Annotated in this window: 22 protein-coding genes; 13 read left to right on the forward strand and 9 right to left on the reverse strand. The window is 62.6% G+C overall.

Annotated elements, in window-relative coordinates; translation table 11 throughout:
- Positions 1-30 precede the first annotated feature (30 nt).
- On the reverse strand, positions 31-852 hold the full coding sequence (gene nth, locus AC0L2Y_RS19285; RefSeq protein WP_473558689.1) for an endonuclease III: 822 nt from the start codon (positions 850-852) through the stop codon (positions 31-33).
- Positions 853-874: 22 nt separating this feature from the next.
- On the opposite strand from nth, the gene AC0L2Y_RS19290 reads away from it, so the two are divergent.
- On the forward strand, positions 875-1,369 hold the full coding sequence (locus tag AC0L2Y_RS19290) for a DUF2244 domain-containing protein (protein WP_473558691.1): 495 nt from the start codon (positions 875-877) through the stop codon (positions 1,367-1,369).
- A gap of 9 nt (positions 1,370-1,378) precedes the next feature.
- Here AC0L2Y_RS19290 and AC0L2Y_RS19295 read toward each other — a convergent pair whose 3' ends face one another.
- A complete protein-coding gene (locus tag AC0L2Y_RS19295; protein WP_473558693.1) occupies positions 1,379-2,194 on the reverse strand; it encodes a class I SAM-dependent methyltransferase in 816 nt (271 codons plus the stop codon).
- A gap of 114 nt (positions 2,195-2,308) precedes the next feature.
- Here AC0L2Y_RS19295 and AC0L2Y_RS19300 point away from each other — a divergent pair, with 114 nt between their 5' ends.
- The 6 genes from AC0L2Y_RS19300 (at position 2,309) to AC0L2Y_RS19325 (ending at position 7,179) form a co-directional block, all read left to right on the forward strand.
- Positions 2,309-3,199: a methylated-DNA--[protein]-cysteine S-methyltransferase gene (locus AC0L2Y_RS19300; RefSeq protein WP_031211349.1), complete on the forward strand. Its 891-nt coding sequence runs from the start codon at positions 2,309-2,311 to the stop codon at positions 3,197-3,199.
- Positions 3,200-3,291: 92 nt separating this feature from the next.
- A complete protein-coding gene (locus AC0L2Y_RS19305; RefSeq protein WP_473558695.1) occupies positions 3,292-4,200 on the forward strand; it encodes a ribokinase in 909 nt (302 codons plus the stop codon).
- Between the two features lie 6 nt (positions 4,201-4,206).
- Positions 4,207-5,667 carry an amidase gene (locus AC0L2Y_RS19310; protein ID WP_473558697.1) on the forward strand — a complete coding sequence of 487 codons (1,461 nt, stop codon included), beginning with the start codon at positions 4,207-4,209 and terminating at the stop codon, positions 5,665-5,667.
- A 103-nt stretch (positions 5,668-5,770) separates the two neighbouring features.
- Positions 5,771-6,385: a LysE family translocator gene (locus tag AC0L2Y_RS19315; RefSeq protein ID WP_473558698.1), complete on the forward strand. Its 615-nt coding sequence runs from the start codon at positions 5,771-5,773 to the stop codon at positions 6,383-6,385.
- A gap of 50 nt (positions 6,386-6,435) precedes the next feature.
- The gene (locus AC0L2Y_RS19320; protein ID WP_473558701.1) at positions 6,436-6,804 is read left to right on the forward strand and encodes a hypothetical protein; all 369 of its coding nucleotides are present in this window, start codon (positions 6,436-6,438) and stop codon (positions 6,802-6,804) included.
- Between the two features lie 3 nt (positions 6,805-6,807).
- Positions 6,808-7,179, forward strand: a complete 372-nt coding sequence (locus AC0L2Y_RS19325) for a hypothetical protein (RefSeq protein WP_473558703.1) — start codon at positions 6,808-6,810, stop codon at positions 7,177-7,179.
- A gap of 9 nt (positions 7,180-7,188) precedes the next feature.
- On the opposite strand, the gene AC0L2Y_RS19330 is transcribed toward AC0L2Y_RS19325, so the two are convergent.
- On the reverse strand, positions 7,189-8,130 hold the full coding sequence (locus AC0L2Y_RS19330) for a nucleoside hydrolase (protein WP_473558706.1): 942 nt from the start codon (positions 8,128-8,130) through the stop codon (positions 7,189-7,191).
- Between the two features lie 144 nt (positions 8,131-8,274).
- Here AC0L2Y_RS19330 and AC0L2Y_RS19335 point away from each other — a divergent pair, with 144 nt between their 5' ends.
- On the forward strand, positions 8,275-8,700 hold the full coding sequence (locus AC0L2Y_RS19335; RefSeq protein WP_023675270.1) for an Hsp20 family protein: 426 nt from the start codon (positions 8,275-8,277) through the stop codon (positions 8,698-8,700).
- Between the two features lie 63 nt (positions 8,701-8,763).
- Positions 8,764-9,021, forward strand: coding sequence for a BQ00720 family protein (locus AC0L2Y_RS19340; RefSeq protein ID WP_023675269.1), 258 nt, complete (start codon positions 8,764-8,766; stop codon positions 9,019-9,021).
- A gap of 92 nt (positions 9,022-9,113) precedes the next feature.
- On the opposite strand, the gene ptsN is transcribed toward AC0L2Y_RS19340, so the two are convergent.
- From ptsN to lptC, 6 genes are all read right to left on the reverse strand, one after another.
- Positions 9,114-9,578 (reverse strand): PTS IIA-like nitrogen regulatory protein PtsN, encoded by a 465-nt coding sequence (gene ptsN, locus AC0L2Y_RS19345; RefSeq protein WP_023675268.1) that lies wholly within the window; start codon positions 9,576-9,578, stop codon positions 9,114-9,116.
- Between the two features lie 59 nt (positions 9,579-9,637).
- Complete coding sequence (gene hpf, locus AC0L2Y_RS19350; RefSeq protein WP_023675267.1) at positions 9,638-10,222, reverse strand: ribosome hibernation-promoting factor, HPF/YfiA family; 585 nt, start codon at positions 10,220-10,222, stop codon at positions 9,638-9,640.
- Between the two features lie 291 nt (positions 10,223-10,513).
- Complete coding sequence (rpoN, locus tag AC0L2Y_RS19355) at positions 10,514-12,040, reverse strand: RNA polymerase factor sigma-54 (RefSeq protein WP_473558708.1); 1,527 nt, start codon at positions 12,038-12,040, stop codon at positions 10,514-10,516.
- A gap of 197 nt (positions 12,041-12,237) precedes the next feature.
- Positions 12,238-13,056: an LPS export ABC transporter ATP-binding protein gene (lptB, locus tag AC0L2Y_RS19360; RefSeq protein WP_292664962.1), complete on the reverse strand. Its 819-nt coding sequence runs from the start codon at positions 13,054-13,056 to the stop codon at positions 12,238-12,240.
- Complete coding sequence (locus AC0L2Y_RS19365) at positions 13,056-13,664, reverse strand: LptA/OstA family protein (protein ID WP_473558711.1); 609 nt, start codon at positions 13,662-13,664, stop codon at positions 13,056-13,058. Before AC0L2Y_RS19365 ends, lptB begins: the two co-directional genes overlap by 1 nt.
- A complete protein-coding gene (lptC, locus tag AC0L2Y_RS19370; protein WP_352488633.1) occupies positions 13,651-14,364 on the reverse strand; it encodes an LPS export ABC transporter periplasmic protein LptC in 714 nt (237 codons plus the stop codon). Before lptC ends, AC0L2Y_RS19365 begins: the two co-directional genes overlap by 14 nt.
- 308 nt (positions 14,365-14,672) lie before the next feature.
- Here lptC and sppA point away from each other — a divergent pair, with 308 nt between their 5' ends.
- The 4 genes from sppA (at position 14,673) to lhpI (ending at position 17,396) form a co-directional block, all read left to right on the forward strand.
- Complete coding sequence (gene sppA, locus AC0L2Y_RS19375; protein WP_473558713.1) at positions 14,673-15,629, forward strand: signal peptide peptidase SppA; 957 nt, start codon at positions 14,673-14,675, stop codon at positions 15,627-15,629.
- 81 nt (positions 15,630-15,710) lie between these two features.
- Positions 15,711-15,995 (forward strand): integration host factor subunit beta, encoded by a 285-nt coding sequence (locus tag AC0L2Y_RS19380; protein ID WP_023675261.1) that lies wholly within the window; start codon positions 15,711-15,713, stop codon positions 15,993-15,995.
- A gap of 47 nt (positions 15,996-16,042) precedes the next feature.
- Entirely contained in the window at positions 16,043-16,375 is a 333-nt protein-coding gene (locus AC0L2Y_RS19385; RefSeq protein ID WP_473558716.1) for a LapA family protein, read from the forward strand.
- A gap of 52 nt (positions 16,376-16,427) precedes the next feature.
- Positions 16,428-17,396 carry a bifunctional Delta(1)-pyrroline-2-carboxylate/Delta(1)-piperideine-2-carboxylate reductase gene (gene lhpI / locus AC0L2Y_RS19390; RefSeq protein WP_473558718.1) on the forward strand — a complete coding sequence of 323 codons (969 nt, stop codon included), beginning with the start codon at positions 16,428-16,430 and terminating at the stop codon, positions 17,394-17,396.
- Positions 17,397-17,409 lie beyond the last annotated feature (13 nt).

The raw sequence follows: 17,409 nt of genomic DNA on the forward strand, positions 1-17,409 counted from the left end.
GGACGGAGCCACATAGGAGGAACTTCAGAGTCACTTGGCGGGCACTGATTCGGTAGCCGCCTCTACTGGCCCGAGCGGCGCGATCTCGACCAGCGGTGCAGGCACGCTGGTCGTCTTTTCCTTGGCCTTGCAGATATCGGCGATGACGCAGGCCGGGCAATCCGGCTTGCGCGCCTTGCAGACATAGCGGCCGTGCAGGATCAGCCAATGATGCGCGTGCCGCATATATTCATCCGGAATGATCTTCAGAAAACCTTGCTCGACCTGTTCCGGCGTCTTGCCCGGCGCCAGGCCGAGCCTGTTGCCGATGCGGAAGATATGCGTGTCGACCGCCATCGTATGCTGACCGAAGGCGACGTTGAGCACGACGTTGGCGGTCTTGCGCCCGACACCCGGCAGCTCAACCAGCTGATCGCGATCCTCAGGTACTTCGCCGCCATGGTCGCGGATCAGCGCCTCCGACAGCGCGATGACGTTCTTGGCCTTGTTGCGCCATAGTCCGATGGTGCGGATATAGTCGCCGAGCCTGGCCTCGCCCAGCGCCAGCATCTTTTGCGGCGTGTCGGCAATTTTGAACAGCGCCCGCGTCGCCTTGTTGACGCCGGCGTCCGTCGCCTGAGCCGAAAGCACCACCGCCACCAACAGCGTGAAGGCGTTGATATGTTCGAGCTCGCCCCTCGGTTCCGGCCGCTGAACGGAAAAGCGCCGGAAAATCTCATGCACCTCGGCCGCGCTGTAAAGCGCCCGCGATCTTGCGGGCCGCGGACGCGGCTTGGCGTTCGAGCCGTCGCGGCGGCCGGGCAACAGGTCTTTTTTTAGCGCAGAAGAGTTTTTGGGCTTGGGGCTTGTCATTGCCTTCCTATAATATTCTGCAATGAGCGACACAAACGCCTCATTTCAGGCCGACGAGCCATTCTTCCAGGCGCTGCTGACACCGCACCGGTCGCTGGGCAAGACCGGCTTTGCCATACTGATGGGCGCGCTGCTGTTCGGGTGGCTGGTGACCGGAGCGTTTTTTCTGTCGCGCGGCGCCTGGCCGGTGTTCGGCTTCTTCGGCCTCGACGTGATCGCCGTCTACATCGCCTTCCGAGCCAATTATCGTGCCGCCCGGGCTCGCGAGGAGGTATCGGTGTCGCGCACCAGCCTCGACATCCGCAAGACTGCCCCGTCAGGCAAATCGGAAGCACACCGCTTCAATCCGTTCTGGGCGCGCTTTTCGATCGCCCGCCATGCCGAGATCGGCATCACCAGAATGGCGGTCGAGGCGCAAGGAAAAACCGTCTCGATCGGCGGCTTTCTCAACCCCGACGACCGCGAAAGTTTTGCCAACGCATTTTCGCGCGCTCTGGCAACCGCCAAGGCGCGCTGAGCCAGCGTTTCAGAACCGATAGCGCAACAGCCTGCCGATCTTGCGCAATGCCGGAATGTATTTCCAAAGGCGAACAAACAGTTTCGCGAACCAGCGCATGCGGGCGGCATGTTCCGGCTTATAGGCAGGGATGTCCTCGACGAACCGCAGCTTTGGAACGGCTCGCTCCAATTCATGCGGGTTCTCGATGCTCCAATGGACCTCGGCGCCAGTGGCGCGGAAGGAGGAATTGAGGCGAATGATCTTCAGGCCCAGGCGACTATAGGCATCGAAAACCAGTTCGCCGCTCGAAAGATGTCCCACCAAACGAGAAAACAGTTGCTGCCCCTCCTTGGCGCCCAGGTAGGGAGTCAGGCCTTCCGCCACGACTATGGCCGGGCGATCCCGAGGTACTTCGTTCAGCCATCCCGGTTCGGTGACCGACGAAGCGATCAGGTGGTAGTGATCCCGCACGGGATAGAGCTTGCGCCTGAGCTCGATGACTTCGGGATAGTCGACGTCGAACCAGTCCACGCCGGCTGGCGGGTCGATACGGAATATGCGCGTATCGAGCCCACACCCCAGATGCAGTACGATGGCGTCAGGATTTCGGGCAATAAAGTCCTGAACGCAGACGTCCAGCGTCTTTGCCCTGATTGCTAGACCGATGCCGAGATTGTTGTCGACCTTGAGCCGTGAGAAATCATAATCGATGTTGCGCACCGCCTCGTCGGCAAAGTAGTCCCTGAGCAGCGAATTGGGCAGCCGGCTCTCCAGCGCCTTGCCGTAAAGTGTCAAAAGCAAAGTCTCCTTTGCCCCGGTCAGGTTTACTTTTTCACCAGCCACGACCGTCCTCCCATTCAAAGCCCAGCCCTATCTGGGTACATGCCGCGGGAAAGCAAGTTTCGGGTGGTGATCGGAGCCGCGAAGGACGATATTCGCAGTCAAGGAGATACTGCCATGAACGCCCAAATGCCTCTCAAAACGACAGCAATCCTTCAGAAAGACATCACGCCTGAAGGTGGAGACTACGAAATCGTCCGTCGTGCCATCGAAAAGATCAGCCTCGACTATCGCGACCAGCCGTCGCTGGAGGTGCTGGCCGAGGAGGTCGGCGAGACGCCGACCGGCCTGCAGAAGCTGTTCACCCGCTGGGCCGGCCTGTCGCCCAAGGCTTTTCTGCAGGCCGTCACCCTCGATCATGCGCGCAAACTGCTCGATGCCGGCATGCCGCTGCTTGAAACCTCGTTCGAGCTTGGCATGTCCGGCCCAGGCCGGCTGCACGATCTGTTCGTCACCCACGAAGCGATGTCGCCGGGCGATTACAAGACCCGCGGCGCAGGGCTCACCATCCGCTACGGCTATCATATCTCGCCTTTCGGCATCGCGCTGATCATGGTGACGGACCGCGGCCTTGCCGGCCTCGCGTTCAACGACCCCGGCGGCGAGCGTGCGGCCTTTGCCGACATGTCCAGCCGCTGGCCGAACGCGACCTATGTCGAGGACATGGCGGCCACAGCGCCCTATGCCGCGCGCATCTTCGATCCGTCGCTGTGGCGCGCCGACCAGCCGCTGCGCGTCGTCATGATCGGCACAGACTTCCAGGTCCGTGTCTGGGAGGCCTTGCTGCGCATTCCGATGGGCCAGGCATGCACCTATTCCTCGATCGCCGCGCGCATCGGCGCACCGAGCGCTAGCCGGGCTGTCGGTGCCGCGGTCGGCGCCAACCCGATGTCCTTCGTCGTGCCGTGCCACCGGGCTCTCGGCAAGTCCGGCGCGCTCACTGGCTACCATTGGGGTCTGACCCGCAAACGCGCGATCCTCGGCTGGGAGGCGGGACAGGTCTCTTGAAGCGATGGAAGGACCGCTAGGGTGACAAGCAGCGATCTTACGGAGTAGCTTCCCGCGCAATTAGAGTGATATGCGCTAGCGGGAGGCACTTCTTGATCGTCGTCATCGGCTCCATCAATCTCGACCTCATCGCCAGTGTCGACCGCTTGCCCGGTCCCGGCGAGACCGTGCGCGGCTCCGGTTTCGCCACTGCCCCCGGCGGCAAAGGCGCCAACCAGGCGCTGGCCGCCGCCCGCGCCGGCGCCAAGGTGCGCATGGTCGGCGCCGTCGGCAAGGACAGCTTCGCCAGCGACGCTCTGGCGCTGCTGCGCGACGGCAAGATCGACCTGTCCGGCGTTGGCGAGACCTTTGCCTCGACCGGTACCGCGTTGATCATGGTCGGCGCCGACGGCGAGAACGTGATCGCCGTTGTGCCGGGCGCCAACGATTCGGTCGTGCCGGGTGACCTTTCCAAGGCTTTCCTGAAAAACGGCGATGTCGTGCTGTTGCAGTTGGAAGTCCCGCTGCAAACGGTCGAGACGGCGCTTGACGCGGCAAGGACGGCCGGCGCGGTCACCGTGCTCAACACCGCCCCTTTCCATAGCGACGCGGCCGGCTTCCTCGGCAAGGCCGACTATCTCGTCGCCAACGAAACCGAGTTCGACCTCTATGGCGAGGCGCTGTCATTGAGTGGCCGCGACCGCCCGGCACGGATGCGCGACTATGCCGCGAGAACCGGCCGCACCATCGTCGTCACGCTTGGCCCGGACGGCGTTCTGGCGGCAACGCCGGACGATCTCCTGATGGTTCCGGCGCTGAAGATCAGTCCGCTCGACACGGTCGGCGCCGGCGACACGTTCTGCGGCTATTTCGCCGCCGGGCTGGCAGCCGGCCTGCCGCTCGACCAGGCGCTTGCCCGCGCTGCCGCAGCCGGTTCGCTGGCCTGCCTGAAAGCCGGTGCACAGCCGGCCATCCCGCTGGCCAGGGACGTCGATGCCGCCTTGCAGAAATCCGCAGGCTAAAGCGGGATGACAGCCGTGCGCCCGACCACGAAGCATGCAGTGCCGCCCGCCGGCGACATCTGCCGCCTATCTGCCGTGGAGCTTGCCGAGAAGATCAGGCGCCGGCAGCTTTCGGTGCGCGAAGTGGTCGCGGCATTCCTCGACAGGATCGAGGTAGTGAACCCGCTGGTCAACGCTATCGTTTCATTGCGTGAGCGTGCCGACATCCTGCGCGAGGCCGACAGCGCTGACGCCCATCTGGCGCGAGGAGGAGATACCGGATCGCTGTTCGGCCTGCCGATCGCGATTAAGGATCTTGCGCTGACAAAAGGCCTGAGAACCACCTTCGGCTCGCCGATCTTCGTCGATTTCGTGCCTGAGGAAGACGATTTCTTCGTCGAGCGCGTCCGCAAGGCCGGCGCGATCATCATCGGCAAGACCAACGTTCCCGAATTCGGGCTCGGCTCCAACACCTACAACACCGTGTTCGGACAGACGCTCAACGCATTCGACCCGGCGCTGACCGCGGGCGGCTCGAGCGGCGGCGCGGCGGTCGCGCTGGCGCTCGACATGGTTCCTGTTGCGGATGGCAGCGATTTTGGCGGCTCGCTGCGCAATCCCGCTGCCTACAACAATGTCTATGGCTTCCGCCCGTCGCAGGGATTGGTGCCGGCTGGCCCTGACCTTGATGTGTTTCATGCGCAGATGGGCGTCGAAGGGCCTATGGGGCGTAACGTGCGCGACATGGCGCTGCTGCTCGACGTGCAGGCCGGCTATCATCCTCGCGCGCCGCTGTCGCATGATAAGCCAGGCTCGTTCCTCGAAGGGCTTGAAACACCGGCGGCCGGCGGGCGTATCGCCTGGCTCGGCGATCTTAACGGCCATCTGCCGGTTGAAGCAGGCATTCTACAGCTTTGCGAGGCCGCACTCGGCCGATTCGCGGATGTATCCTTCGAGGCCGAGCCGCTGATGCCGGAATTCGACTTCGAAGCGCTGTGGCAAGCCTTTGTAACGCTTCGCCAGGCGAGCAGTGGTTGTGCCCTCAAGGCGCATTACGATGATCCCTTGAAACGCAGTCTGCTGAAGCCGGAGGCTGTTTGGGAGGTGGAACAAGCGATGCGCCTCACCGCGCCGCAGATCCATGCCGCCACGGTGAGGCGCTCGTCCTGGCACCGAATGCTGCTATCGCTCTTCGAGCGTTTCGACCTGATTGTGCTGCCAGCCGCACAGGTCTTTCCCTTCGATGTCGTCACCCACTGGCCAAGGGAAGTGGCCGGGCGTGCCATGGACAGCTATCACCGCTGGATGCAGGTCTCAGCGCTCGCCACGCTGGGCGGCTGCCCGGCGGTCAACGTACCGGCGGGCTTCGACGCAAGGGGCAGGCCAATGGGCATGCAATTGATCGGGCGACCGCGCGGTGACCTCTCCGTGCTGAGCGCGGCTGCCGCCTATGAGGCAAGGCTGCCATGGCAGGCCGGCGCCTGCTGACATCAGCTCCGCATTGTCGGCGCCTCGCCGACTTGCACGCAACTCATTGCCATGCATTGATCGCGACAGCGCGCCGCACGAGCGGCATTCTGTGGAGGGAAAAATGTCGCTGGAACTCTACGCCACCTACGTCGTCGCTTGCATCGTCATCATCCTGGTGCCGGGGCCGACGGTGACGCTGATCATCGCCAACAGCATCCGCCACGGCTCGCGCGCCGGTCTCGCCAATGTCGCCGGCACCCAGGCCGGGCTGGCCATAATGATCGCGATCGTCGGCATCGGGCTGACATCGTTGATCGCCGGCATGGGCCACTGGTTCGAATGGGTCCGGCTGATCGGCGCTGCCTACCTGATCTGGATGGGCGTGCAGATGTTCCGCTCGAAAGGCAAGCTTAACGCCGACGGATCGGCAAAAAAGCCGCGTGGCGGCTTCTTCCTGCAGGGGCTGCTGGTGGCGATCAGCAATCCAAAGACGCTGGTGTTCTTCGGCGCCTTCTTTCCGCAGTTCATCGCGCCTGAAGGCAATTACGCATTACAGATCGGCGTCATGGGTCTCACCGCGATGATCTTCGCCGCCGTCTCGGATTCGACCTACGCGCTGGCCGCCGGCCGCGCCGGGAGCCTGCTGTCGGCCGGCCGCGTCAAGCTGCTGTCGCGGATCAGCGGCAGCTTCCTCGTGGGCGGCGGACTGTGGCTGGCGTTTTCCAAGGCGAAGTAACAGCCGCGAGCCCGGCGGCCAACAGCAACATCCTGGAATAGGAAGGCCGATTGAAAGTTGGCCTTCAGGCTACCACATGGATCAATAGTCGGGGATTCATGTCTATGCCGTGGACTTACGCGGATTTGAAAAGGAACGCGTTTGGCGTCATCCTGTTCATTGCTTTGTTCGCGGCGATGGTTCCGTCGGCTCTGAACAAATGGGCGAATGACGCAAGCCCGATCCGGTCGGTCGACCCGGTCGATGCAACGATCAAAAGTGGACACGGCAAAGGGCAGAATATCCAATATCTGTTGGTCCTTCAGAACGGTTCGACGGTTCTGGTTTACGACGACCTTCCGCATCTGATCGGCTCCCGCGTCGGCATCGAGCGTGTCACGCGCGACAATGGCTTCGTCTTTTACCGGTTTGCAAGTTGAACCATGGCAAGAACGCGGCTGGCCTTCACCTTGCTGATACTGCGGGAGAACCTCCGGGGCGTCATTATCACCAGCCTTGTGGTGGGCTTCAGCATTTTGGCAATCGGCGCACTGATTGCAAGGCGGAGCAGCCCCATCGTCGATGTGGAGCGCGTGCCAGGCACTGTGGTTAACGTCCTCAACGCTTCCCCAAATCCCGAAGGTGCGGTCGGTGACGGGTTCCGCTATCTCTACGGAATCCGCCTCGAAGAAAATAACCTCTTGGTGTTCGTATATGGCGACCCGAGCGCGCCGCGTGCCATCGGCTCGCAAGTTTTGATCGAGCGACAGCGTCGCGTGAACGACACCGAAACGTATCGTCTGCTTCGGAAATGAAAGACGGCGCTAAAGCCGCCCCAGCCTTTCCAGCAACAGCGCGAAAAACGCATCATGGTCGATGTCACGCATCACCATGGCGTTCTTCGGCCGCTTGGTCACCCCCCACCAGTCGATCACCGTCATGCCTATGGTGAGCTCCGAGGCGGTTTCCACGCTGACATTGCAGTTGCGGCCCTTGAACAGCTTCGGCTTCAACAGATAGGCGATGACGCAAGGATCGTGCAGCGGGCCGCCATCGGTGCCGTATTTCTCCTCGTCGAACCGTTCGAAGAATTCCAGCATGTCCGCGGTGGCCGTGCCGACCCTGGTGCCGAGCTTGCGGAAGGCCTTCGTGCGCTTGGCGGTGGTCAGCGCCTTGTGGGTGACGTCGAGCGGCATCATCACGATCGGAATGCCGGATTTGAACACGACATCGGCGGCATGCGGGTCGACATAGATGTTGAACTCGGCGGTCGGCGTGACGTTGCCGCCCTCGAAGAAGCCGCCGCCCATCAGCACGATCTCCTTGATGCGCGGCGCGATTTTCGGCTCGCGGATCAGCGCCAGCGCAACATTGGTGAGCGGCCCGAGCGCGCACAGCGTGATCGTACCGCTGTCCTCCCTCATCAGCGTCTCGACGATGAAATCGACCGCATACTGATCCTGCAGCTTCATCTTTGGTTCGGGCAGTTGCGGCCCGTTGAGGCCGGTCTTGCCATGCACTTCCTCGGCGGTGACCAGTTCGCGCGCCAGCGGCCGGATGGCGCCTGCATAGACCTTGACGTCCGGCCGGCTGGCCAACTCGCAGATCTTGCGGGCGTTTTTTTCGGTAAGTTTCAACGGCACGTTGCCGGCCACCGCGGTGATGCCGACGATCTCCAGCTCGGTGCTGCCGAGCGCCAGCAATATGGCGACGGCATCGTCCTGGCCGGGGTCAGTGTCGATGATGATCCTGCGGGATTGGGGCATTTCAATTCCTTGTTTTGGCAAGTCTTTTTGGGCGGGACGAGTGACGGCTTGAAGTCTGCCGGGCGACGGACCATATCAAGACCATCGGGAAAAATGCCATCCGGGTTTTTCCATTTTATGTCGCTCTTGAGAGGACACTGTAACATGAGCCGAATGACGCCTTTTTCCAGCCCGCTTCTCCTCGGTTTCGATTCCATGGAAAAGACGCTGGAGCGCTTGGCAAAGTCCGGTGACAGCTATCCCCCCTACAACATCGAGCGCCTCAGCGGTGCCGACGGCAAAACCGAAAGGCTGCGTATCACGCTCGCCGTCGCCGGTTTCGCGGAGAGCGATCTCGATGTCACAACGGAGGAGAACCAGTTGGTCGTGCGCGGCCGTCAGAACGACGACACCGAGCGCGAATTTCTCCACCGCGGCATCGCCGCGCGCCAGTTCCAGCGCTGTTTCGTGCTGGCCGACGGCATGCGGGTGATTGCGGCGGAATTGAAGAACGGCCTTCTGTCGATCGATCTCGATCGGCCGGAATCCGAACGGCTGGTACGAAAAATAAACATATCGGTGAAAGACTGATTTTTGCCGATAGCTCTCATGCGGGATGGCCTTGAGCGGCGTCTCGCGGCAAGGAGGCTTGAAATGACCAGAACTAACGAAAATATCATCATGACCAGCGGCGAATTCGCCCATCTCGGCGAAGGTTCGGTCGCCTATCTCAGGAAAGTGTCGAGCGACGATCTGCGCGGCCGTTTCCCGGGCCTCGGCGAAATCGCGCCGGGTCTGGAACTGTGGGCCCTGTTTGCCGCCAATGGCCAGCCGATCCTGCTTTCGGACGCTCGCGACCGGGCACTGGCTGGCGCGCTGGAAAACGATCTGACCCCAGTCGCTATCCACTAACGTCGCTATCCACTGACAAATACGGCGCAGCGATCTGGTTGGAAACGGACAGGGCCGCTCACGGCGGCCCGTCAACGGATTTAATCAAAACCTCAGGCGGCGTGCGAGGCCTGCGTGTCCGACAGCAGCGCATGGATGGCCACGGCGTCGCGCGTGCCCCTGATCTTGGCAACTGTGTCGGCATCGCGCAGCACCCGCGCGATGCGCGACAGCGCCTTGAGGTGGTCGGCGCCGGCACCTTCGGGAGCCAAAAGCAGAAACACCAGGTCGACCGGCTGATCATCGAGGGCTTCGAAGTCCACCGGTGTCTCCAGCCGGGCAAAAACGCCGGCGATCCGCTTCACCCCGGCCAGCTTGCCGTGCGGAATGGCGATGCCGTTGCCGACGCCGGTCGAGCCGAGGCGCTCGCGTTGCAGGATGGTATCGAACACCTCTCGCTCCGGAATGCCGGAAATCGCCGCCGCCCTTTCGGACAGCAGTTGCAGCAGCTGCTTTTTGGAGTTCGCCTTCAACGCCGGCATGATTGCCGGAACGCTGACGAGATCGCTCAGATCCATGCTTGAAATCCCTTGTTCGCCTGCCGTCGCCAGTCCCCACGCTCGCGTGCGGCTGGTCTTTACCCCTGCGCGACCTTGGCCGTGGACGGGTCGATCCAGCCGATATTCCCGTCCGGCCGGCGATAGACGATGTTGAGATGGTCGTTTCCGGCATTGCGGAAGACCAGAACCGGGCTGTCCTTGGTGTCGAGTTCGATCACCGCTGACGCCACCGACATGGTCCGCAGCGTCATGGTCGATTCGGCGACGATGGCCGGTGCGAAATTCTCCGGTATGTCCTCCTCGTCGTCGGCAAGCGGCGCCATCACCGTATAGGCGACGTCGGTGAGCTCGCCGTTGCTGTTGCCTGAATTGTGCGACTTCAGCCGGCGCTTGTAGCGCCTGAGGCGGGTTTCCAGACGGTCAGCCGCGGTATCGAAGGCAAGCGTTGGATCCTGGGCATCGCCGGTCGCCTGCAGCGAAGCGCCGGAGTCCAGCCGGATCATGCAATCGGCCGTGTAGCGCGACCCCGATTTGACGACTACGATTTGCCCTGAAAAGCCCCGATCGAAATATTTCCCGATCACTTCCCCGACACGGTCGTTGATGCGCGTACGGAACGCATCGCCGATATCCATGTGTTTTCCCGATATGCGCAGTGTCATCTGAAAACTGACCTTCCTTGCTCAGGCTTCAAACTGTCCCGAGTTTATACTCGTGGTCCGCGCGCACAAGCTTTTGCGGCGTCACTTGCGCCGATTTTAGATCCGAACTTTCCGGTTGATCACAAGCCGCCTTCTTGGCCGTCCCGTGGCCTACGTCGTGACGGACCATCTCTCGTGCGGGCATCAGCGAACTCAAATCCAGTCGCCAGCCCGTCTCATGCGGGCGGGCTTCTAGCCACTTCGTTGCCGCTTGTCAATGAAGGGCGAAAGCTGTGGAAATTCCGCCGGAGATCAACGGCCGGCGCTGGCCAAAGCGCGCTTTTCGCGCCGCCGCTGCACCGACGAGGGTATGTTCATGCCTTCCCGGTACTTGGCCACCGTGCGCCTGGCGATGTCGACGCCGCTTTCCCGCAGCATGTCCACGATAGCATCGTCGGAAAGCACATCGACGGCTTTCTCCTCGTCGATCAGCTGCTTTATGCGGTCGCGCACCGCTTCCGACGAATGCGCATCGCCGCCACCTGACGAAGCGATCGAGGCGGTGAAGAAATAGCGCAGTTCGAACACACCGCGCGGCGTCAGCATGTATTTGTTTGCCGTGACCCGGCTGACCGTTGATTCGTGCATGCCGATGGCGTCCGCCACCGTGCGCAGGTTGAGCGGCTTCAGGTGCCGCACGCCGTGGACGAGAAAAGCGTCCTGCTGGCGCACGATCTCGGAGGCCACCTTGAGAATGGTCTTCGCCCGCTGGTCGAGGCTGCGCGTGAGCCAGTTGGCGTTCTGCAGGCATTCGGCGAGAAAATCCTTTTCCGCCTGGTTTTTCGCATGTGGCGTGACCTGGGCGAAATAGATGTGATCGACCAGCACGCGCGGCAGCGTCTCGGCATTGAGCTCGACCGTCCAGCTGCCGTCAATGGCTGCGCGCACCTCGACGTCGGCCACGATCGCATCGCTGGCACCGCGCGAAAACGCCATTCCCGGCCGCGGGTCGAGCGCCCGGATCTCGGCCAGCATGTCGAGCAGATCCTCCTCGTCGACGCCGCAAATCCGCTTCAGCGACTGGAAATCGCGCCGTGCCAGGAGTTCGAGATTGGCGATCAAAGCCTTCATCGCCGGATCGAGCCGGTCGCGCACCGCAAGCTGCAGCAACAAGCATTCGGCGAGGTCGCGGGCGAACATGCCGGCGGGCTCAAATGTCTGGCAGACCGCCAGGACCTTTGCCACCGCCGTGGCGTCCGTGCCGAGGCGGGCCGCGATCTCGGCCATGTCGGCACGCATGTAGCCGGCCTCGTCGAGGCCGTCGGCAAGCTCGCCGGCGATCAGGCGCGCCACCGGATCGGCAAACGCGAGCGCCACCTGCTCGCCGACATGGTCGCGCAGCGTGATGGCAGCCGCCGCCATATCCGCGACGTCGAAGCCGTCGGAGGAAGAGGTGGAACCGTTGCCGGACGCCGATTTCCATTGTGCCGTCAGGTCGGGCCCGAGCCGCTCGCTCGTACCCGGATCGTCAGGAAACAGGTTTTCCAGCGACGTATCGAGCTTTTCCGAGATCGCCTCGGCGCTCCACGCCGTCTCCGCCTCGAACCAGTCGCCGTCGGCGGCTGGTTCCGATGCGGCGTCGCCCTTCTGCGCCTGGTCGCTGGCGGCGTCCTCCTGCGGTTCGGCGCGTTCCAGCAGGGGATTGCGTTCGATCTCGTCGTCGATGAAGCGTTCCAGCTCGAGATGGGTGAACTGGAGCAGGCGGATCGACTGCATCAGCTGCGGCGTCATCACCAGCGACTGCGACTGTCGTAGCTGTAGTTTTGCCGCCAACGCCATGGTTCGGTTTCAAACGCTCCGTCTACGCACCCGCACTGCTGGAAGGAATTTTCCAGGCCAGCATAGAAACTGGCCCGGCTTTTGCTTGTCAAGGCGAGGAGCGGTAAAACTCGCCTGCCTGCGCGTTTTCAGGCAGAAAATTGAAGAAAAAGCTGTTGGACTGCGCCGGAAATCCCGCTCAAACCGGAATTTCGCATTTAGAGCGTAAATCCCTCGCCGAGATAAAGCCGCCGCACATCGGCATTTGCGACCACCTCGTCGGCCCGGCCATGGGTCAGCACCTGGCCGGCATGGATGATGTAGGCGCGGTCGATCAGGCCAAGTGTCTCGCGCACATTATGGTCGGTGATCAGCACGCCGATGCCACGTGCCGTCAGGTGGCGCACGAGTTGCTGGATGTCGGCGACGGCGATCGGGTCGATGCCGGCGAAAGGTTCGTCGAGCAGCATGTAGGCGGGGCGGGTTGCCAAGGCGCGGGCAATTTCGAGGCGTCGCCGCTCACCGCCGGAGAGCGACAGCGACGGAGCCTTGCGCAGATGGCTGATATGGAATTCCTCGAGCAATTCGTCGAGCAGGCGCTCACGTTCCTTGCGGCTCTTTTCGACCACTTCGAGCACGGCCCGGATGTTTTGCTCGACATTCAGGCCGCGAAAAATCGAGGCTTCCTGCGGCAGATAGCCGATGCCGAGACGGGCGCGGCGATACATCGGCATCGACGTGACGTCGAATCCGTCGATTTCGATGGTGCCTTCATCGACCGGCACCAGGCCGGTTACCATATAGAAACAGGTCGTCTTGCCGGCACCGTTGGGGCCGAGCAGCCCAACCGCCTCGCCGGCGCGCACGCCTAGCGTCACGCCGCTGACGACTTTGCGGCCCTTGTAGCTTTTGGTCAGCCCCTTGGCGATCAAAGTTCCCTTGAACTTTGCCGCTTCGACGGTGACCCTGGCCGGTGCCGCAAGTTTGCTGGCGGCGCGCCCTGGAAGACGCGCCAGCAGCGACGATATGCCGGTCATCAGGGTTTCGCTGCTCCGGACTTCGCCTGCGGCGTGATCGACATCATGACGCGGCCGCCGCAAGCGTCGACCTGGGCCAGGCCACTCTTCATCTGCACGGTAAGCTTGCAGCCGACAAGCACGTTGTCGCCTTGCGAGAGCACGACCTTGCTGCCCGAAAGCACCAGCACTTCGGTCTTCATGTCGAAGGTGCCGCGATCGCCGGTGGCAACCTGATTGTCCGATTTGATGTAGACCTTATCGTCGACCTCGAGATGGTCGATGTTGGCGGATCCGGTCATTGCCGCGGCACCCGCGGGCTGGGCGCCTTTGGCGGCGCCTGCGTCCCTGACGTAATAGACCGTCATTTTGCCGGCCTTGAGCACGGTTGGACCCTGGACGACGTTGACGTTGCCGGTGAAGACGGCGACGCTTTCCGCCTGGCGCACCTCGAGCTTGTCGCTTTCGATCTGGATCGGCTTGTCGCCCGACAGCCTGAGACCAGACATTTGGCTGGTGGCACTGGATTGCGCCAGAGACGGCGCCGTCCCGAAGGTCAGCCCCAAGGGCAACCCAAGCGTCAACGCCGAAATCGCGGCGAGGCGCCGTGCCGAACTACTGAACCGCATTGGTCTCTCCGCTCTTTGCCTCTGCCGCCTTCAAACTGGCGGGATCGATGTCGACGCGCACCTTGTTCTCGAAAACCAGGACCTTGCCATTGTCCTGGACCGACATCGAATCCGCCCTGATCCGCGACCCGCCGCGGCTGACATCGACGGGCTCGCTTGTCTTCATAGTGCCTTCGCCCATGTCGAGATAGACTGATTTGAATTTTGCCACCACACCATCCGTGGTCGACACGGTCACGTCGCTGGTCAGGCTGAGCGTGTTGCCGTCGCGATCGTAGGTGCCGTGCGTGGCATCGATGGCGGCCGTGTTGTCGGCCGCAATCGGCAGCTTGGCCTTGATGCCTTCCAGATCGATGATGCCTTGTTTGCTGACGTCCTGTATGGCGCGCAGGGCCGTCATCGAATAGGGCAGGTCCTGCTTGGTGAAGCCGTTGAGCTTGGGATTGGCCATCACCAGCTTGCCATTGGCAAAGGCGCCGCCATCAGCCTGCACCTCGATTGCAGCGGGAGCCATGAGATAGGAATAGACCGGAAACGCGACCGCGATCACGGCAGCGACCAGCGGCACGGCCAGCTTGAGGATCCGGACCCGGCGCGAATGACGCTGCGCAATGTCAAACGCGTCGACCCGCGCCCGGCCTGCGGCCTTGGGAGCCAACTCCGTCTCGGTGTTGGTCGGTTCGATTGGTCCCGCTAACATGACTGCTTCTTCTAAACCCCTGCCCGCCAGGCCGCCCTATAGGTGGGGTGCCGGCGCCCTCAAGCAAGCACAAGCCGAGGAAAACCGCAAAAATGTGACAGCCGCCCCTGTACAATGAAAATGGCCCCAGCGCAGCCTGTACCTCATACCAGATATGGGCGCACAGTGTTAGAGCCTGTGCAACGTGACAGGTTGAGGCTTGCCGCGAATGCCTAAGACGGCCTTTGGCGCAAGGTCGTCAGGAAACGGTAGCCGGGCGCGAATGGTTGCTTTAAAAGCATCTGCTCCCACCGACTACGAGGCTGACCATGGCATTGAAAGCCGACGACCTGATCGACCGCCGCCGCTTGCGCCGCAAGCTGACATTCTGGCGTGTTGCGGCGATTATCGTCGCCGCAGCCGGGCTGATCGCCTTTTCGGCGTGGATCTATGGTGACGACTTCACCGGCGCGGCTGTCGACCACATCGCCAAGGTCAAGATCGAAGGCACCATCACCGAAGACGAAGAACTGATCAAGCGGCTGGAGGCCATCCGTCAGTCGCCGCGCGTCAAGGCTGTGATCCTGTCGATCGATTCACCCGGCGGCACCACGGTCGGTGGCGAGTCGATCTATGAGGCAGTGCGCAAGCTCGCCGCCGACAAGCCGGTGGTGGCCGAGGTCGGCACGCTCGCGGCTTCGGCCGGCTACATGATCGCCACTGCGGCCGACCATATTGTCGCACGCAAATCCTCGATCGTCGGCTCGATCGGCGTGCTGATCCAGTACCCGGACGTCAGCGGCCTCATGGACAAGCTCGGCGTCAAGCTGGAGGAGGTGAAATCCTCGCCCTTGAAGGCCTCGCCTTCTCCCTTCAAGCCGACCAATGACGATGAGCGCGCCATGGTCCGCAAGCTCATCCTCGACAGCTACGACTGGTTCGTCGGCATCGTCGCCGAGCGCCGCAATATGACCAAGCCGGAGGCGCTGGCGCTCGCAGACGGATCGATCTTCACCGGCCGGCAGGCGGTCACCAACAAATTGATCGACGCGGTCGGCGGCGAGGCCGAAGCGATCGACTGGCTTGCAGGCAAGGGTGTCGATGCCAAGCTCAAGGTGGTGGAATGGAAGGACACGGAAAAACACGGGGGTTTCCTGTTCTCCAAGGCGATGGCGCAGACCGTCGGTGCTGCGCTTGGCCTGCCCGGCCATGGCGGCGACGTCCTTCACGAAATTGGAGCGGACCGCTTGTTTCTTGACGGTCTCGTTTCCGTCTGGCACCCTTGAGGAACCGCTTGGGACGAGTGAAAAACCAAATAAAATCATTCTGATAATTTCGGCGGCACTGCTTTTACGGGGAGCCTTTTCATGATCAAATCCGAACTTGTGCAGATCATCGCCACGCGTAATCCGCATCTTTTCCTGCGCGACGTCGAAAACATTGTCAGCGCCATCTTCGATGAAATCACCGACGCGCTTGCCGAGGGCAACCGGGTCGAGTTGCGCGGCTTCGGCGCGTTTTCGGTGAAAAACCGCCCTGCCCGCACCGGCCGCAACCCGCGCACCGGCGAATCCGTAGAGGTCGAGGAGAAATGGGTACCGTTCTTCAAGACCGGCAAGGAATTGCGTGAAAGGCTGAACGGAGGCAAATAGGCGCGGCGCCCGCCACCGCTCCTGCCTTTTCTTCCGAACGGAAAAACATGTTCAATCGCTTCATTCTCATCGTGGTTTTCGTGCCGCTGGCCGTCATCCTGATTGCACTGGCCGTCGCCAACCGCGAACCGGTGGCCTTCACACTCGATCCGTTCAATCCCGGCAATCCGGCGCTGACGCTGACCGTGCCGCTCTTCATTTTCCTGTTCCTGGCGCTGGCCATCGGCATGATCATCGGCAGCCTGGCGACCTGGATCAAGCAGGGCCGCTACCGCAAGCTGGCGCGCCAGCGCGGCGCCGAGGCCGAGAACCTGCGCCAGGCGGTCAGCCGCGCGCCCGCCGCGTCGCAGGGCCCGGCCTTGCCGAAGCCGACGAACTGAGTCGCGGCTCGGGCCTGAAGCAGAACCGGCCTAGTTTTCCACGGAGCCTTTCATGCTGACCATTTCCGCCGCCGAGGTCGACCGCGCGCTGACCTTTTCCGGGCTGGTCGAGACGTTGCGTGCCGCTTTTCGCGATGGCGCCGTGCAGCCGGTCAGGCACCATCACACGGTCGAGCGGCCCGATGGCGCCGCCTCGACGCTGCTTTTGATGCCGGCCTGGACCGACTTCAACGCCGCTGGCACCTCGGCCGATGGCCATATCGGCGTCAAGATCGTCACCGTGTCGCCCGACAACAATGCCGTCGGCAAGCCCGCGGTGATGGGGCTTTACCTCTTGCTCGACGGCGCCACCGGCGAACCGCAGGCATTGATCGATGGCCAGCGGCTGACGCAGTGGCGCACTGCCTGCGCCTCGGCGCTGGCCGCCTCCTATCTGGCCCGTGAGGACGCATCGCGGCTGCTGGTGGTCGGCGCCGGCGCGTTGTCGCCATTCCTTGCAAAGGCGCATTCGGCGGTGCGTCCGATCAGGAACATCCGCATCTGGAACCGCACGCCGGCCAATGCCGAAAAGGTCGCGGCAAAATTGCGTGCCGAGGGTTTTGCGGCCGAAGCAGCAGGCGATCTCGACGCCGAACTCGGAAAGGCCGATATCGTATCGTCGGCGACCATCACCACCACGCCACTGATCAAGGGCGCACTCTTGAAGCCCGGCACCCATGTGGATCTGGTCGGCGGCTTCACGCCTGCGATGCGCGAAAGCGACGACGACGCGATTGCACGCGCCCGCGTCTATGTCGACACCCGCGCCGGCGCCACCAAGGAAGCCGGTGACATCGTCCAGCCGCTGGCCTCCGGCGTGTTGAAGCCGGAAGCCAGCGTCGCCGACCTCTATGAACTGGCACGCGGCCAGAAAGAAGGCCGGCAGAGCGACGACGAGATCACGCTGTTCAAGTCGGTCGGCGCGGCCCTCGAGGACCTCGCCGCCGGCATTGCCGTGTATCGGGCAAGTGTAGGGGAGTAGGGGAGTAGGGGAG

Source organism: Mesorhizobium sp. WSM4830, assembly GCF_055811495.1.

Bases quoted from the DNA above. Each gene is read 5' to 3' on its own strand.
- AC0L2Y_RS19290 (WP_473558691.1), top strand. From the start codon at position 875: ATGAGCGACACAAACGCCTCATTTCAGGCCGACGAGCCATTCTTCCAG.
- AC0L2Y_RS19325 (WP_473558703.1), top strand. From the start codon at position 6,808: ATGGCAAGAACGCGGCTGGCCTTCACCTTGCTGATACTGCGGGAGAAC.
- hpf (WP_023675267.1), bottom strand. From the start codon at position 10,222: ATGACACTGCGCATATCGGGAAAACACATGGATATCGGCGATGCGTTC.
- ptsN (WP_023675268.1), bottom strand. From the start codon at position 9,578: ATGGATCTGAGCGATCTCGTCAGCGTTCCGGCAATCATGCCGGCGTTG.
- lptC (WP_352488633.1), bottom strand. From the start codon at position 14,364: ATGTTAGCGGGACCAATCGAACCGACCAACACCGAGACGGAGTTGGCT.
- AC0L2Y_RS19365 (WP_473558711.1), bottom strand. From the start codon at position 13,664: ATGCGGTTCAGTAGTTCGGCACGGCGCCTCGCCGCGATTTCGGCGTTG.
- lptB (WP_292664962.1), bottom strand. From the start codon at position 13,056: ATGACCGGCATATCGTCGCTGCTGGCGCGTCTTCCAGGGCGCGCCGCC.
- sppA (WP_473558713.1), top strand. From the start codon at position 14,673: ATGGCATTGAAAGCCGACGACCTGATCGACCGCCGCCGCTTGCGCCGC.
- AC0L2Y_RS19385 (WP_473558716.1), top strand. From the start codon at position 16,043: ATGTTCAATCGCTTCATTCTCATCGTGGTTTTCGTGCCGCTGGCCGTC.
- lhpI (WP_473558718.1), top strand. From the start codon at position 16,428: ATGCTGACCATTTCCGCCGCCGAGGTCGACCGCGCGCTGACCTTTTCC.
- AC0L2Y_RS19310 (WP_473558697.1), top strand. From the start codon at position 4,207: ATGACAGCCGTGCGCCCGACCACGAAGCATGCAGTGCCGCCCGCCGGC.
- rpoN (WP_473558708.1), bottom strand. From the start codon at position 12,040: ATGGCGTTGGCGGCAAAACTACAGCTACGACAGTCGCAGTCGCTGGTG.
- AC0L2Y_RS19380 (WP_023675261.1), top strand. From the start codon at position 15,711: ATGATCAAATCCGAACTTGTGCAGATCATCGCCACGCGTAATCCGCAT.
- nth (WP_473558689.1), bottom strand. From the start codon at position 852: ATGACAAGCCCCAAGCCCAAAAACTCTTCTGCGCTAAAAAAAGACCTG.
- AC0L2Y_RS19335 (WP_023675270.1), top strand. From the start codon at position 8,275: ATGAGCCGAATGACGCCTTTTTCCAGCCCGCTTCTCCTCGGTTTCGAT.
- AC0L2Y_RS19315 (WP_473558698.1), top strand. From the start codon at position 5,771: ATGTCGCTGGAACTCTACGCCACCTACGTCGTCGCTTGCATCGTCATC.
- AC0L2Y_RS19300 (WP_031211349.1), top strand. From the start codon at position 2,309: ATGAACGCCCAAATGCCTCTCAAAACGACAGCAATCCTTCAGAAAGAC.
- AC0L2Y_RS19330 (WP_473558706.1), bottom strand. From the start codon at position 8,130: ATGCCCCAATCCCGCAGGATCATCATCGACACTGACCCCGGCCAGGAC.
- AC0L2Y_RS19340 (WP_023675269.1), top strand. From the start codon at position 8,764: ATGACCAGAACTAACGAAAATATCATCATGACCAGCGGCGAATTCGCC.